The following is a 14306-nucleotide window of genomic DNA, read 5'->3' on the forward strand; positions in this document are numbered from 1 at the left end:
CACGACGATGACGCCGCTAAACACCAACGATATTACCTTCCGCAAGTTAAGCATCTTCATGACCTTTATGGAGAAAGGGAACATTGCCCGCACGGCGGAAGCGCTGGATATCAGCGGAGTGAGCGTTCATCGCGCGTTACATACGCTGGAAGAGAACGTCCGATGCCCGCTGTTCGTTCATAAAGGGCGCAACCTTATTCCCCAGCCGGCGGCCTGGACGCTGCTGGAGTATTGTCAGGAAATCACCCAGCTTATGGAGCGCGGGCTGGAAGAGGCGCGCAAAACGGCGGGCGTCGGTCAGGGACGGCTACGCATCGGCACGCTCTACTCGCTAACGCTGGAGACCGTGCCGCATCTGATTATGGGGATGAAGCTGCGGCGTCCCGATCTGGAACTGGATCTGACGATGGGCTCCAACGACGCGCTACTTTCAAAGCTCGAAGAAGGCACGCTGGACGCCATTTTGATCTCTATTTCGGAAAGCGATATCGATCGTAACAGTCTGGAAGTGCTGCCGCTGTTTCACGACGATATTTATCTCGCCGCGCCGTCAACGGCCGCGCTGGATAGCTCATCGCCTGCCGATCTGCGCGATTACCGCGATCAGAAATTTGTCTCGCTGGCGGAAGGCTTCGCCACCTACGCCGGTTTCCAGGAAGCCTTTCACATCGCCGGTTTTGAGCCGGAGATCGTTACTCACGTGAACGATATATTCTCAATGCTCAGCCTGGTGCAGGCGGGCGTCGGTTTTACCCTGATGCCGGGGCGCATGAAGAAGATGTATGAAAATTCCGTGCAGTTGCTGAAGCTGGCGCAGCCTTACCAGATGCAGCAGCTTATCGCCATTGTCTTTGCCCGCAACCGCGAGCGCGACCCGAATCTGCTGGCGCTCGCCGCCGAAGGTCGGATGTACGCGCGCAGTCTGAACAGCAGCACCTGATTGCCGGATGGCGACGCTAACGCGTCTTATCCGGCCTACGAGGTCGCGGTTTACACAATTTGTAGGCCCGATAAGCGCAGCGCCATCGGGCAGTCGCACTATGCCCGCAGGCGTTTCGCCAGATGTACGGCGACGTCCATCCCGCTACGCTCCAGCGAAATCGACTCGCCTTCCCACGCGGCCTGTCGCGTCAGGCAGGTCAACACTCCGCCGGGCGGCATTTCTATCGCCAGCCGCGCCTCGCGCTCGTTAGCGGCGATGACCGCCTCCTGCCAGCGCACGGTGCGCGCCATATTCATCGCCAGATCGTCGGCAATGCGCTCCGGCTGCCACAGCACGCGCCCGCTGCTGCCGCTGAGATAAGCACAGCGCGGGCGCGAAAGCGTTACCCAACTGAATGCCGCCGCCAGCGTTTGTGCAGGTTTCGCCAGCAGTTCGCAGTGCGACGGCACGCTGACCGCCAGCCGACGCGCTTTACTCGCCCCTTTCGCCAGCGCCCGTTTCGCCACTTCCGCCATCGCCTCATCGCTTCCGGCAATCACGATCTGCGTTTCGGCATTGAGGTTAGCGATATACGTCCCACTGCCCGCGATCAGCGCCTCCACCTGCGGTAACGTCAACCCCATAATCGCCGTCAGACCGTAGCCGTGCGGGTAAGCCTGTTCCATCAAATCGCCGCGCAGGGCGACCAGCTTCAGCGCGTCGGCAAAATCCAGCACGCCGGCGATCACCGCCGCTGGCCAGGCGCCAATAGAAAGGCCGCTGACGATATCCGGCGACACGCCGCGACGCATAAGCTCACGCGCCCAGGCGACGCCTGCAATCAGCAAACAAAGCTGTACCGCCCGGGTATGTTGTAACGCCTCGGGGGAATCCAGGCGATCCGCCTCCGCGCCCAGCACTTCACGCGCCTGCGCCAGCTCGCTTCCCGGCAGGTTTTGCAGCATCCCCGGATGCTGCGTTCCCTGTCCCGGAAAGGTAAACAGAATTTTCATTTACGCCTCCCTGCCCCACGGGTCGCTTACCAGACGCGGCCCCCGCGAGGTTTTTAACAGTGCTTTACCGTCGCGCAGCCATTCATTAAGGGCAAACGCGCCGTGCGGCGTTTCCACCTGCGTATCCGCCCGGCAAAGCCCGCCCGTTAGCTGCTGCTGCCACTTTTCCAGCGCATCACGCGATAACGGCTGCGGCGCGCGAATCAGCAGGTCCAGATCGCTTGCCGCGTGGATCACCGGAACCCCGGTCGCCAGCGCGTAGCCCGCGCTGCCGGTAATACCCCACGTCCACGGCCACGCCTGCTGCGCCAGTAATAACGCCACCTGAACCGGTGGCTGCGAAATAAAGGGCGAGCGCAACAGCGCCTGTGGCGCCACCAGCGACTCTGGGGCGCAGACCCGAACAACCGTATCCGGTTTAGCCCAGCCAGCCGCCCGCTGGTCGCGCTTCATGCCGCGCACGCCGACGGGAATGCGCCCCTGCGCATCAACATCACGCCGCACGACCACCGGCAGGCCGGTATGCCAGAGAGTGTCCACCCAGACGTCGCTGATGCCTTCCAGCGCGTCATGCGCGTGAAGCCAGATAAGATCGTGCGGGCGTAATGTTGTGGTCATGTTTTACATTCCTGAGGTCAGCGAGATAAACAGCGGCAGCGACAGGATACACAGGACCGAGCTTAACAGCAGCACGGCTTCTGCATCCGGCGACTGTACGCCGAAGCGGTTGCCGAACACGACGCCGAAGAAGCCTGCCGACAGAGCAATCATCAGAATCGCGGTGATCGCCACCGAGCCGTGCAGCCCGAAAATCAGCACGATGCCCCAGGCAATCGCAGGCTGGATCAGCAGTTTGGCGATAGTGGAGGTGATCACCATAGTATTAATCTGCAGCTTACGGGCAGAGAGGATCACCCCGGTCAGGAACAGCGCGGCGGCGGTCGCAGCCAGCCCCAGCGGTTTGATTGCCGCCAGTACCAGTTCGGGCATTTTGATGCCGATAGCGGAGAGAATCACTCCCAGCAGCGGCCCCATCACAATCGGTTTCTTGATCGAGCGCCACATCAGCACCGGCAGCATCGACAGCGTGGAGCCGGAATTGCCGCCTTCGGCGCGCGCTTTTTCACGTTCCAGAATCAGCAGGCAGAACGGCGTCATCAGCACCGAACCGCAGGCAATGGAAACGGCGACGGAAAGCGAGGTGGACGAACCTTCGCCCAAGACGCTGCCAAGGATCGGCAGGCCCAGCGCCGCATAGTTCGGCAGCGCGACGGTCAGGGTCAGCACGGCGGCGTCCTGCGGCGATTTTTTAAATACGCCGGTCGCCAGAAAATAGATTGCCGCGTAGGTAATCCACATCGCCAGCGTCAGCACCAGAATCAGCGGCGACTGCGCGACGATACCCGTCCAGGGCGTTTGTACCGTCGCGCTGAACAGCGCGGCAGGCAGAGCGAAATCCATGACGAAAATGTTGAGCAGGGAAACATTCTTGTTATCAACCATTCTGGCCTTCCCGGCCCAGAACCCCAGCAACATGATGACGAAAATCGGTGCAAGAGCATGAACAATCACGTAAGTCATAAATCACCTGTAATGAAGAAAAAAGTTAGCACGGACGCGATGATTATTATTTTTCGGATGCAGCGGCCCGCGCGGGCGCAGCGAGTACGCCCACGGAGCCGAACATTCGGCAGGTTTCAGTTATTTACCAGCTTGCCCGCATACGTTCGCGTACAAGCGCAGAACTGCGGCGGTTGTCAGCGCCCAGACGGTTTTTCAGCGTCGGGTCCTGACGAGCGTCGTGGATGGCCTGTTGCAGCGTGGTGGTCACCAGCGTCAGATCGTGTGCGGAAGGGGCGTCCGGATTGCTGATGTCCAGCAGTTCGGCAAGCAGTCCCAGCGTCGCATAGCTGCTGATGTCATACGCCATCGGCGGAATGGTCGCCGCCAGTTTTTCCAGCGACTCAACGGTGCGCAGGGTAATGCGCGCGGCGGACTCTTTCCCCATCGCATGGATCAGCACGCCTTTGTCGTTAAAGGCGATCAGGCGGTTGGCCTGGTAGCCGTGCGCCAGAAACGCGCCGGACATCGCTTTGCCGACAATCAGTCCAATCACCGGATGGCCCGCCAGACGTGCGTTGGCATATGCCGCCGCCGCGCCAGCCAGCGCCTGGTGAATACCGAAGCCTTCTTCACGACGACCATACGCCTGGCTTGGCACGTCGATCACCGCCACGATCGGGCGCTTCACGGCGTTATCGGCATCGGCGGCAACGGTTTCGCTCACCATCTTCGCCAGCGTCCAGCCTTCAAGCAGGCCGACTTCCCCTTTCGCCGCGCGCGGGAAATGGTTATTGGCGTCAGGCACCACGGCGATAAAACGAACCGTTTCACCGTTCAGCTCACCGTCTGCCGCCTGTACGGACGGGCACAGCCCCGCCAGACGTTTAGCGTTCGGGGCAAGTGTTTGCAGCCAGAGTTCGCCACGGCTTATTGAATTACTCATCATTTCACCTCCCGGGCAAAAAGCGCGTTAATCTGTTCGGCATCGGCCTGTTTGCGGGTGTCGAAACGGGTCAGACGATCGAGATACCAGTCATAGTTGTCGGTGCGATGCTGCGCCGGAACGCCTTTCGCTAACGCCGCGCTCATCGCCGCTTTCACCGCGTTGACGCCGTCGTCCACTAACGCATCGACCAGGCCGCTGCGGTAACGAACTTCGCCGCCGGTCATGCTCCAGATAAACGGGCGATCGCGGGAGTCGTACTCTTCAATCCCGGCTTCCTGTTCGATGACCTGCGGGCCGTTCAGACCGAGACGCGCTTCGCGGGTGACAATCAGGTAGCTGCACAACGCCGCGGCGATGGACATCCCGCCGAAGCAGCCAACGGTGCCCGCGACAATGCCGACCACCGGGGTGTAGCGACGCAGATCGACAATCGCCGCGTGAATATCGGCAATCGCCGCCAGACCGAGGTTGGCTTCCTGCAGGCGCACGCCGCCGGTTTCGAGGCTTAACACCGCCTGGGTCGGAATGCCGTTACGGTTATCTTCCGCCGCCAGCTCCAGCGCCGCCGCCATTTTGGCGCCGGACACTTCGCCCATGCTGCCGCCCTGGAACGCGCCTTCAATCGCCACGACCACCGCCGGTTTGCCGTTAATGGTGCCTTTGGCGACGACCATACCGTCATCAGCCTGCGGCACGATGCCCTGCGCGCCCAGCCACGGCGACATGACGCCTTCAAACGGGTCGAGCAGTTCGCGGTAGCTGCCTTCATCCAGCAGCGCATGAGCGCGCTGACGCGCTTTTAGTTCGATAAAACTGCGATCGTCACGCATAGCTCACCTCCTCAAACACCTGCTCGATACGAATACGCGCCACGCCGGGGGTTGCGCCAAAGTCGTGAATGGTCAGTTTGCCCGCAGGCAGGCTGCTCACCGTTTGCAGACGGCTGAACAGCGCTTCCCAGCGGCTGCGGCTGTTATCGACAGAAGTGGTGATATCAATGGTTAACGACTGGCTCTGGTCGGCGGTGAATAACACCTCCATATCCCCGGAGCCCACAACGCCTGCCAGCGCTTTGCCGCTTACGGTGCGGCTGGCCGGTACGGTTAACGTAATGTGTTCCATAACATCCTCTTAATACATTAATTAGGGCGATTCGATGCGATCGAGAAACAGCGTCGCGGCCAGCAGATCCGCCGCGCCGCCCGGCGAGGCATTGAGCATCAGCATCTCCCGGTCCAGCCGGTCCAGCGCTCGCTGTCCTGCCGGATGCGCGCAGCCGCCTTCGCGTAATACCGCGCGGGCGCCGGACTGCATCGCCTCCAGGCCATCCAGTCCGGCGCGGGAGAGCACGCAGGTATCGGTCAGCGTGGTCATGATCGCCATCAGCGCGTCAAGCCTCGCCTGCGTCTCGTTGCTGCCGTTCAGTCGGCTCAGCCGTAGCCGGGGCAGCGCCTGCTGCAAGATGTGCGGAAACGCCTGCTGCGCCTCTTCCCGCGCGCCGGGAACGCGATAGCGATGGGTGGCGCGAAGCCCTTTACTGAAGATCTTCGGCGCGGCGTCATCCGGTAGCTTCGCCAGCGCGGCGGCGGTGTTCGCCACCTGCTGCGCCTGGCCGGTTCCGCCGAGCATCGCCACGGCGCTGACCAGTAATCCCAGCGCCCAGATTGCGCCCCGGTGGGTGTTCACGCCGCCCGTCGCCGCCATCATCTGCTGTTCGCCTTCGCGACCGAGCCGCCCTATGGTTTGTCTGAGCGCGATATCTGCCGGACGCTGCCAGCTCTGCTGCGCCAGCGCCTGAAAGGTCGGAGTCAGGCTGTGGGCGGAGCGCTCCATCAGCGCAAGCGATAAATCGTGGTGCGCGCCGTTCCCCCGACTGTCCACCAGACCGGGTTTCGGGCTGAGTCGCGCCTCGTCAATCAGACACTGCGTGGCGGTTCGCGCCAGCCATTCGGCGCCGCCTTCAACCTGAATCCGCGGCAGAAGTCTCATTACCAGCTCCGGAATTTTGCAGGTGGGTTGTAAAGACCGCCGGACCATTCCACCAGATCCGCCACGCTACCTGCCGCCAGCAGGGAACGGGTGGCGTCGGTGCGACGAATACCGATGTCTTCCGGATAGACCACTTTGCCGCTGGCCCGCAGCGCCGCCACGCGATTGGCGTCTACGCCGAGGCCGATATCGGTAATCCCCGCCACCGCAGCGACCATCGCGCGACGTTCTTCAAGGCTTTCCGCACGATAGAGGTAAGCGATTCCTTCTTCGGTGAGCACGTGGGTCACGTCATCGCCGTAAATCATCACCGGCGCGAGCGGCATTCCGGCGGCTTTCGCCACTTCCACCGCATCCAGTTTCTCAACGAAGGTCGGCTTCACGCCTGCCTGGAAGGTTTCGACCATCTGCACCACCAGTTTTTTACCGCGCTGCATCGGGTCAGGTTCAGTGATCATGTTCAGCCAGGCTGGCGTGGCATGACGACGTCCGTGCGGGTCGTGACCCATGTTCGGCGCGCCGCCGAAGCCGGACAGACGACCGCGGGTAACGGTAGAGGAGTTAGCGTAGCCATCAACCTGTAGCGTAGAGCCGATAAACATATCTACCGCGTACTGGCCTGCCAGCTGGCAGAAGGCGCGGTTAGAGCGCATGGAGCCGTCGGCGCCGGTAAAGAACACGTCAGGACGGGCGCGAATGTACTCTTCCATCCCCAGCTCGCCGCCGAAGCAGTGCACGCTTTCCACCCAGCCGCTCTCAATCGCCGGGATCAGCGTCGGGTGCGGGTTCAGGGTCCAGTGTTTACAAATTTTGCCTTTGAGTCCGAGCTGTTCGCCGTAAGTGGGCAGCAGCAGCTCAATGGCGGCGGTGTTGAAGCCGATACCGTGGTTAAGCGACTGCACCTGATGTTCCGCATAGATGCCTTTAATGGCCATCATCGCCATCAGGATGTGTTCCTGTTTGATCAGGCGCGGGTCGCGGGTAAACAGGGGTTCGATAAAGAACGGCTTATCCGCTACCACGACGTAATCAATCCACGACCCCGGAATATCAACGCGCGGCAGATCGCATTCGTCATCCACCAGCTCGTTTACCTGCGCGATGACGATGCCGTCATGGAAGGCTGCCGCTTCGACCAGCGCCGGGGTATCTTCGGTACTCGGCCCGGTGTAGAGGTTGCCTTTACGGTCGGCTTTATAGCCGGCAATCAGCGCCACGTTCGGAGCCAGATCGACATACAGGCGGGAATAGAGTTCGATGTAGGTGTGAATGGCGCCGATTTCCAGCAGGCCATCTTCCAGCAGTTGCGAAATGCGCAGGCTCTGGGTACCAGAGAAAGAGAAGTCCAGCTTGCGGGCAATCCCCTTTTCAAAGATATCCAGATGCTCGCTGCGGCCAACGCTTGGCATGATCATGTGCAGGTCATGCACTTTTTCGGGATTCACTTCAGCCAGCATGCGGGACAGAAAATCGGCCTGCTTCTGGTTATTCCCCTCTAATACCACCCAGTCACCCGGCGCGATCAGTTTTTCCAGCATCGCGGTCAGGTCTGCGGTCGGCAGAACCTTGCCCTGCACCGGTACGGAAGCCAGGCGCCGCTGCTTCTCGGTGCGGCGGGTATTCCAGACGCGTGCTGGCGTTTGCCCAGATAACATTATTAACCTCCTGATTCAGCTAATCATTTTGATTGCTTAACACTGGATAGAGTGTGCGCCCTGGTGAGAAAGTCATCAATTAAGCGTAGAGGAGGATTGTTAGCCTGAGAGTAATAATTGGAGGAACAATTTGTGATCAGGATCACCTGTTCCCGCCGCAAATCGCCGGGTGCGACGGATTTTTTCATCAACATGGCAGGCAAGTGACGGTATAGTAGTCGGCTGATTACGAGAAACCATCGCATCCGTTATGACCCAAATTACCTCGCCTGACCTCAATCTCGCCGCCGCCGATTCGCGCGAGTTTCGCCCAATGCGCGGCGTTCGTAACCGTCATTTACAGACCATGCTGCCGCGACTGATCCGCCGCAGGGTAAATGTCGACGCCCACTGGCAGCGGCTGGAGCTGCCCGACGGCGACTTTGTCGATCTGGCCTGGAGCGAAGACCCCATGCAGGCGCAGCATAAACCACGGCTGGTGGTGTTTCACGGACTGGAAGGCAGCCTGAACAGCCCGTATGCGCATGGCCTGATTGAAGCGGCGCAGAAGCGCGGCTGGCTGGGGGTGGTGATGCATTTTCGCGGCTGCAGCGGCGAGCCGAACCGTATGAACCGCATTTATCACTCCGGCGAAACCGAAGACGGCAGCTGGTTTCTACACTGGCTGCGGCGCGAGTTCGGCAACGCGCCGACCGCGGCGGTGGGCTATTCGTTAGGCGGTAATATGCTGGCCTGCCTGCTGGCGAAAGAAGGGAAAGATATCCCGCTGGATGCGGCGGTAATAGTTTCCGCGCCCTTCGTGCTGGAAGCGTGCAGTTACCATATGGAAAAAGGCTTTTCCCGCGTTTATCAGCGCTATTTGCTGAATTTATTGAAGGCGAACGCCTCGCGCAAACTGGCGGCCTATCCCGGATCGCTGCCAATCGATCTGGCGCAGCTGAAATCCCTGCGCCTCATTCGCGAATTTGACGATCTGATCACCGCGAAAATTCACGGCTTTGCCGACGCCATCGACTATTATCGTCAATGCAGCGCCATGCCGTTGCTGAACCGGATCGCCATCCCGACGCTGATTATTCATGCTAAAGACGATCCGTTTATGGATCATCACGTGATCCCCAACGCAGAAGAATTGCCGCCGCAGGTTGAGTATCAGCTAACGGAACACGGCGGACACGTGGGCTTTATCGGCGGCACGCTGCGCCGCCCGGAGATGTGGCTGGAATCGCGCATCCCCAATTGGCTGACAAGGTATCTGGAGGCTTAACGATGATCGTTCCCTGGCAGGACATTTCGCCCGAGACGCTGGACAATTTGATCGAAAGTTTTGTCTTGCGCGAAGGCACCGATTATGGTGAACATGAACGCTCACTTGAGCAAAAGGTCGCCGACGTCAAACGTCAATTACAGAGCGGAGAAGCCGTGCTGGTCTGGTCTGAGTTGCACGAAACGGTCAACATCATGCCGCGCAAACAGTTTCGCGAATAACCCTGCGCTTCTGGCCGACTGTAATAATAAGACCAATCTTTTGATGGAGTTATCATGTCTGCCAAACATCCGGTGATTGCGGTAACAGGATCCAGCGGCGCGGGGACCACCACCACCAGCCTCGCGTTTCGTAAAATTTTTGCCCAGCTAAACCTGCGCGCAGCCGAGGTGGAAGGCGACAGTTTTCATCGCTATACCCGTCCGGAAATGGATATGGCGATCCGCAAGGCCCGCGACGCCGGGCGGCACATCAGCTATTTCGGCCCTGAAGCTAACGACTTCGGTCTGCTGGAACAGACCTTCATTGAATACGGGCAGACGGGCAAAGGCCAGTCGCGCAAATATCTTCACACCTACGACGAAGCCGTGCCGTGGAATCAGGTGCCCGGAACGTTTACCCCCTGGCAGCCGCTGCCGGAACCGACCGACGTGCTATTTTATGAAGGACTGCACGGCGGGGTGGTGACGCCGCAGCACGATGTCGCGCGCCATGTCGATTTGCTGGTCGGGGTGGTGCCTATCGTCAACCTGGAGTGGATCCAGAAACTGATTCGCGACACCAGCGAGCGCGGCCACTCCCGCGAGGCGGTAATGGACTCCGTGGTGCGCTCAATGGATGACTATATTAACTACATTACGCCGCAGTTTTCCCGCACCCATATTAACTTCCAGCGCGTGCCGACGGTGGATACCTCCAACCCGTTCGCCGCTCGCGGTATTCCATCGCTGGATGAAAGTTTCGTGGTAATCCATTTTCGTAATCTGGAAGGCATCGATTTTCCCTGGCTGCTGGCGATGCTGCAGGGGTCTTTTATTTCCCACATCAATACGCTGGTGGTGCCGGGCGGTAAAATGGGCCTGGCGATGGAGCTGATTATGCTGCCGCTGGTGCAACGGCTGATGGAAGGGAAGAAGATCAAGTAAGGCGAAATCTTGCCAGATAACGCCTTCTCCAGCCCGGAACAGGCTACAAACGTAGGCCGGGCAAGCGAAGCGCCCCCGGCAGTGTGCCGGATGGCGGCTAACGCCTTATGGCCTACAGATTGCGCAAAACCTAAGCCGCAATCACCTCATACGAGTGGGTAATGTTTACCGCTTTTTCCAGCATCAGCGCCACCGAGCAATACTTCTCCGCGGAGAGATCGACCGCCCGCGCCACTGCGGCATCTTTCAGGTCATTACCCGTAACGATGAAATGCAGATTGATATGGGTGAACAGACGCGGCGCTTCTTCGCGACGTTCAGAGGTCAGCTTCACTTCGCAGTTGGTCACATCCTGACGGCCTTTTTGCAGAATGGAAACCACGTCAATGGCGCTGCAACCGCCAGCGGCCATTAACACCATTTCCATCGGGCTGGGGGCCTTATCGCCTGAGTTGCCGTCCATCAGGATCTGGTGCCCGGAAGCCGACTCGCCGAGGAAGGTTAACCCTTCAACCCATTTAACACGCGCTTGCATATCTCGTAACTCCAATGTTGCAATTTTCCCCACAGATTACGCGCCCGCGACAAATCTCGCAACGGAAGGCGACCTGCGTCATGCTGAAGCGAGACACCAGGAGACACACAGCTAAAGCTATGCTAAAACAGACGAGATGCTACGGTGCGTTGACGTACTGTGTATGCACAGGATTTCATATTAAAGGCTGCTGCCGTTATTGACAGCCTCTTCCCGGGAAGCGGGAAGCACATTTTTGCAACCCCAGAGACAGCGGTGTTTTCTGGCTCTGGAGACAGCTTATAACAGAGGATAATCGCGCATGGTGCTTGGCAAACCGCAAACAGACCCGACTCTCGAATGGTTCTTGTCTCATTGCCACATTCATAAGTACCCGTCGAAGAGCACGCTGATTCACCAGGGTGAAAAAGCGGAAACGTTGTATTACATCGTGAAAGGCTCGGTAGCAGTGTTGATTAAAGATGAGGAAGGGAAAGAAATGATCCTTTCTTATCTGAATCAGGGTGATTTTATTGGCGAACTGGGCCTGTTTGAAGAAGGCCAGGAACGTAGCGCATGGGTACGAGCTAAAACAGCATGTGAAGTGGCGGAAATTTCCTACAAGAAGTTCCGTCAGCTGATCCAGGTCAACCCGGATATTCTGATGCGCCTCTCTTCCCAGATGGCCCGCCGCCTGCAGGTCACCTCAGAAAAAGTCGGCAATCTGGCTTTCCTTGACGTGACCGGGCGTATCGCCCAGACGCTGCTGAATCTGGCGAAACAGCCGGATGCCATGACCCACCCGGATGGTATGCAGATCAAAATCACGCGCCAGGAGATTGGTCAGATCGTTGGCTGCTCCCGCGAAACCGTTGGTCGTATTCTGAAGATGCTGGAAGATCAAAACCTGATCTCCGCGCACGGTAAGACCATCGTCGTTTACGGCACGCGTTAATCCCGTCGGAAACGGCGCGTTACCCCGGTAGCGCGCCGTTTTTGTTTTACCGATGTGGCGCAGACTGATTTATCACCCGGAGATCAACTACGCACTCCGTCAGACGCTGGTGCTGTGTTTGCCCGTGGCCGTCGGCCTGCTGATCGACCAGCTCCATCTGGGCCTGCTTTTTTCCCTCGTTCCCGCCTGCTGCAATATTGCCGGGCTTGATACGCCGCACAAACGCTTCTTCAAACGCCTGATAATCGGCGCGTCGCTGTTCGCCGGTTGTAGTCTGATCATGCAGCTGCTGCTGGCCCGCACGGTGCCGCTGCCGCTCATTCTGACTGTCCTGACGCTTATCCTCGGCGTCACCGCGGAAATCAGTTCGCTCCACGCCCGCCTGCTTCCCGCGTCGCTGATCGCCGCGATTTTTACCCTCAGTCTGGCGGGGAATATGCCGGTCTGGGAGCCGCTGCTGATCTATGCGCTGGGCACGCTATGGTACGGGCTGTTTAACTGGTTCTGGTTCTGGCTGTGGCGCGAACAGCCGCTGCGCGAGTCGCTGAGCCTGCTGTATCGTGAACTGGCAGACTACTGCGAAGCCAAATACAGTATGCTGACTCAGCACGCCGATCCGGAAAAAGCCCTGCCCCCGCTACTGGCGCGCCAGCAGAAAGCGGTTGACCTGATCACCCAGTGCTATCAGCAGATGCACATGCTGTCGGCGCATCGCAATAATGATTACAAGCGGATGCTGCGCGCCTTTCAGGAGGCGCTGGATTTGCAGGAGCATATCTCGGTCAGCCTGCACCAGCCGGAAGAGGTGCAAAAGCTGGTGGAACGCAGCCATGCGGAGCAGGTGATTCGCTGGAATGCGCAAACCGTCGCCGCGCGCCTGCGGGTGCTGGCGGATGATATTCTGTACCACCGCCTGCCCACGCGGTTCACCATGCAAAAGCAGATTGGCGCGCTGGAAAAAATTGCGAATCAGCATCCGGACAACCCCGTCGGTCAGTTCTGTTACTGGCATTTCAGCCGCATCGCCCGCGTACTGCGCACCCAACGTCCGCTCTATCGCCGCGATCTGATGGCCGATAAACAGCGCCGCCTGCCGTTATTTCCTGCGTTGAAAAATTATCTTTCCCTGAAATCACCGGCGCTGCGCAACGCCGGACGCATCAGCGTGATGTTAAGCATCGCCAGCCTGATGGGGAGCGCGCTGCATCTGCCGAAACCTTACTGGATCCTGATGACGGTGCTGTTTGTCACCCAGAACGGTTACGGAGCGACTCGCGTGCGTATCCTGCACCGTTCAGCCGGTACGCTGGCGGGACTGATTGTCGCTGGCGTGACGCTGCACTTCCATATTCCGGAAGGGTATACCCTGCTGCTGATGCTGTTTATCACGCTGGTGAGTTATCTGATCATCCGTAAAAACTACGGCTGGGCGACGGTGGGATTCACCGTGACGGCGGTATATACCCTGCAATTGTTAACCCTGAACGGCGAACAGTTCATCATCCCGCGGTTTGTCGATACGATCATCGGCTGCCTGATCGCCTTTGGCGGCACCGTCTGGCTATGGCCGCAGTGGCAGAGCGGCCTGCTGCGAAAAAACGCCCACGACGCGCTGGAGGCGGACCAGGAGGCCATCCGCCTGATCCTCAGCGACGATCCGCAGGCGACGCCGCTGGCCTACCAACGAATGCGGGTCAACCAGGCGCACAATACGCTGTTTAACTCGCTCAATCAGGCGATGCAGGAACCGGGCTTTAATAGCCACTATCTGGAAGATATGAAGCTATGGGTGACCCACAGCCAGTTTATTGTCGAACATATTAACGCCATGACCACCCTGGCGCGCGAGCATACAATGCTGACGAAGGAGCTGGCGCAGCGGTATCTGCAATCGTGCGAAATTGCGCTTCAGCGCTGCCAGCAGCGGCTGGAGTATGACGGACCGGGAAGTTCGGGGGATGTGAATATTCTGGAAGCGCCGGAGATGCTCTCCCACGGGCCGTTAAGCACTCTCGAACAACATCTGCAGCGGGTGCTGGGACATCTGAACACCATGCACACCATTTCGTCGGTGGCCTGGCGCCAGCGGCCGCACCACGGGATCTGGCTCAGCCGTCGGCTGCGGGACAGGAAAGGTTAGCGGTCCTACATCCAGACTTATACTCCCGTAGGCCTGATAAGCGCAGCGCCATCAGGCTGAACAACGCCGGATGGCGGCGTTGCCTTATCCGGCCTACATCCAGACTTATACTCCCCCAGGCCTGATAAGCATAGCGCCATCAGGCTGAACTGTGCCGTATAGCGGCGTTGCCTTATCCGGCCTACATCCAGACTTAT

General features: G+C 59.1%; 15 protein-coding genes. 6 read left to right on the forward strand and 9 right to left on the reverse strand.

What is annotated here, in order from left to right; all coding sequences use genetic code 11:
* The first annotated feature begins 7 nt into the window (after positions 1–7).
* Positions 8–940 carry a LysR family transcriptional regulator gene (locus K7R23_RS04180; protein ID WP_012908393.1) on the forward strand — a complete coding sequence of 311 codons (933 nt, stop codon included), beginning with the start codon at positions 8–10 and terminating at the stop codon, positions 938–940.
* Positions 941–1038: 98 nt separating this feature from the next.
* On the opposite strand, the gene mdcH is transcribed toward K7R23_RS04180, so the two are convergent.
* The 8 genes from mdcH to mdcA all read right to left on the reverse strand — a co-directional run bounded on the left by mdcH (position 1039) and on the right by mdcA (position 8088).
* Positions 1039–1935 carry a malonate decarboxylase subunit epsilon gene (gene mdcH / locus K7R23_RS04185; RefSeq protein WP_012908392.1) on the reverse strand — a complete coding sequence of 299 codons (897 nt, stop codon included), beginning with the start codon at positions 1933–1935 and terminating at the stop codon, positions 1039–1041.
* Positions 1936–2553: a malonate decarboxylase holo-ACP synthase gene (locus K7R23_RS04190; RefSeq protein WP_012908391.1), complete on the reverse strand. Its 618-nt coding sequence runs from the start codon at positions 2551–2553 to the stop codon at positions 1936–1938.
* A 3-nt stretch (positions 2554–2556) separates the two neighbouring features.
* The gene (locus K7R23_RS04195; RefSeq protein WP_012908390.1) at positions 2557–3516 is read right to left on the reverse strand and encodes an AEC family transporter; all 960 of its coding nucleotides are present in this window, start codon (positions 3514–3516) and stop codon (positions 2557–2559) included.
* A 124-nt stretch (positions 3517–3640) separates the two neighbouring features.
* Entirely contained in the window at positions 3641–4441 is an 801-nt protein-coding gene (gene mdcE / locus K7R23_RS04200; RefSeq protein WP_012908389.1) for a biotin-independent malonate decarboxylase subunit gamma, read from the reverse strand.
* Positions 4441–5274 (reverse strand): biotin-independent malonate decarboxylase subunit beta, encoded by an 834-nt coding sequence (locus K7R23_RS04205; RefSeq protein ID WP_012908388.1) that lies wholly within the window; start codon positions 5272–5274, stop codon positions 4441–4443. Before K7R23_RS04205 ends, mdcE begins: the two co-directional genes overlap by 1 nt.
* Positions 5267–5566 carry a malonate decarboxylase acyl carrier protein gene (gene mdcC / locus K7R23_RS04210; protein WP_012908387.1) on the reverse strand — a complete coding sequence of 100 codons (300 nt, stop codon included), beginning with the start codon at positions 5564–5566 and terminating at the stop codon, positions 5267–5269. The genes K7R23_RS04205 and mdcC overlap by 8 nt, the downstream gene beginning before the upstream one ends.
* Before the next feature lie 21 nt (positions 5567–5587).
* Positions 5588–6433 (reverse strand): triphosphoribosyl-dephospho-CoA synthase, encoded by an 846-nt coding sequence (locus K7R23_RS04215; protein WP_012908386.1) that lies wholly within the window; start codon positions 6431–6433, stop codon positions 5588–5590.
* Positions 6433–8088: a malonate decarboxylase subunit alpha gene (gene mdcA / locus K7R23_RS04220; protein ID WP_012908385.1), complete on the reverse strand. Its 1656-nt coding sequence runs from the start codon at positions 8086–8088 to the stop codon at positions 6433–6435. Before mdcA ends, K7R23_RS04215 begins: the two co-directional genes overlap by 1 nt.
* A gap of 250 nt (positions 8089–8338) precedes the next feature.
* On the opposite strand from mdcA, the gene K7R23_RS04225 reads away from it, so the two are divergent.
* The 3 genes from K7R23_RS04225 to K7R23_RS04235 are packed head-to-tail and all read left to right on the forward strand — an operon-like array spanning position 8339 to position 10500.
* Complete coding sequence (locus tag K7R23_RS04225) at positions 8339–9355, forward strand: hydrolase (RefSeq protein WP_012908384.1); 1017 nt, start codon at positions 8339–8341, stop codon at positions 9353–9355.
* A 2-nt stretch (positions 9356–9357) separates the two neighbouring features.
* Complete coding sequence (locus tag K7R23_RS04230; RefSeq protein ID WP_012908383.1) at positions 9358–9576, forward strand: YheU family protein; 219 nt, start codon at positions 9358–9360, stop codon at positions 9574–9576.
* Between the two features lie 54 nt (positions 9577–9630).
* Positions 9631–10500 carry a phosphoribulokinase gene (locus K7R23_RS04235; protein WP_012908382.1) on the forward strand — a complete coding sequence of 290 codons (870 nt, stop codon included), beginning with the start codon at positions 9631–9633 and terminating at the stop codon, positions 10498–10500.
* A gap of 130 nt (positions 10501–10630) precedes the next feature.
* On the opposite strand, the gene K7R23_RS04240 is transcribed toward K7R23_RS04235, so the two are convergent.
* Entirely contained in the window at positions 10631–11035 is a 405-nt protein-coding gene (locus tag K7R23_RS04240; protein WP_024133043.1) for an OsmC family protein, read from the reverse strand.
* A gap of 301 nt (positions 11036–11336) precedes the next feature.
* Between K7R23_RS04240 and crp the strand changes: the two genes are divergently transcribed.
* Together crp and K7R23_RS04250 are read left to right on the forward strand one after the other, a co-directional pair.
* Positions 11337–11969, forward strand: a complete 633-nt coding sequence (gene crp / locus K7R23_RS04245) for a cAMP-activated global transcriptional regulator CRP (protein ID WP_000242758.1) — start codon at positions 11337–11339, stop codon at positions 11967–11969.
* 52 nt (positions 11970–12021) lie between these two features.
* Positions 12022–14109: a YccS/YhfK family putative transporter gene (locus K7R23_RS04250; protein WP_012908380.1), complete on the forward strand. Its 2088-nt coding sequence runs from the start codon at positions 12022–12024 to the stop codon at positions 14107–14109.
* Positions 14110–14306 lie beyond the last annotated feature (197 nt).

This window comes from Citrobacter rodentium NBRC 105723 = DSM 16636, from assembly GCF_021278985.1.
In the GTDB taxonomy this organism is placed as follows: Bacteria; Pseudomonadota; Gammaproteobacteria; order Enterobacterales; family Enterobacteriaceae; genus Citrobacter_A; species Citrobacter_A rodentium.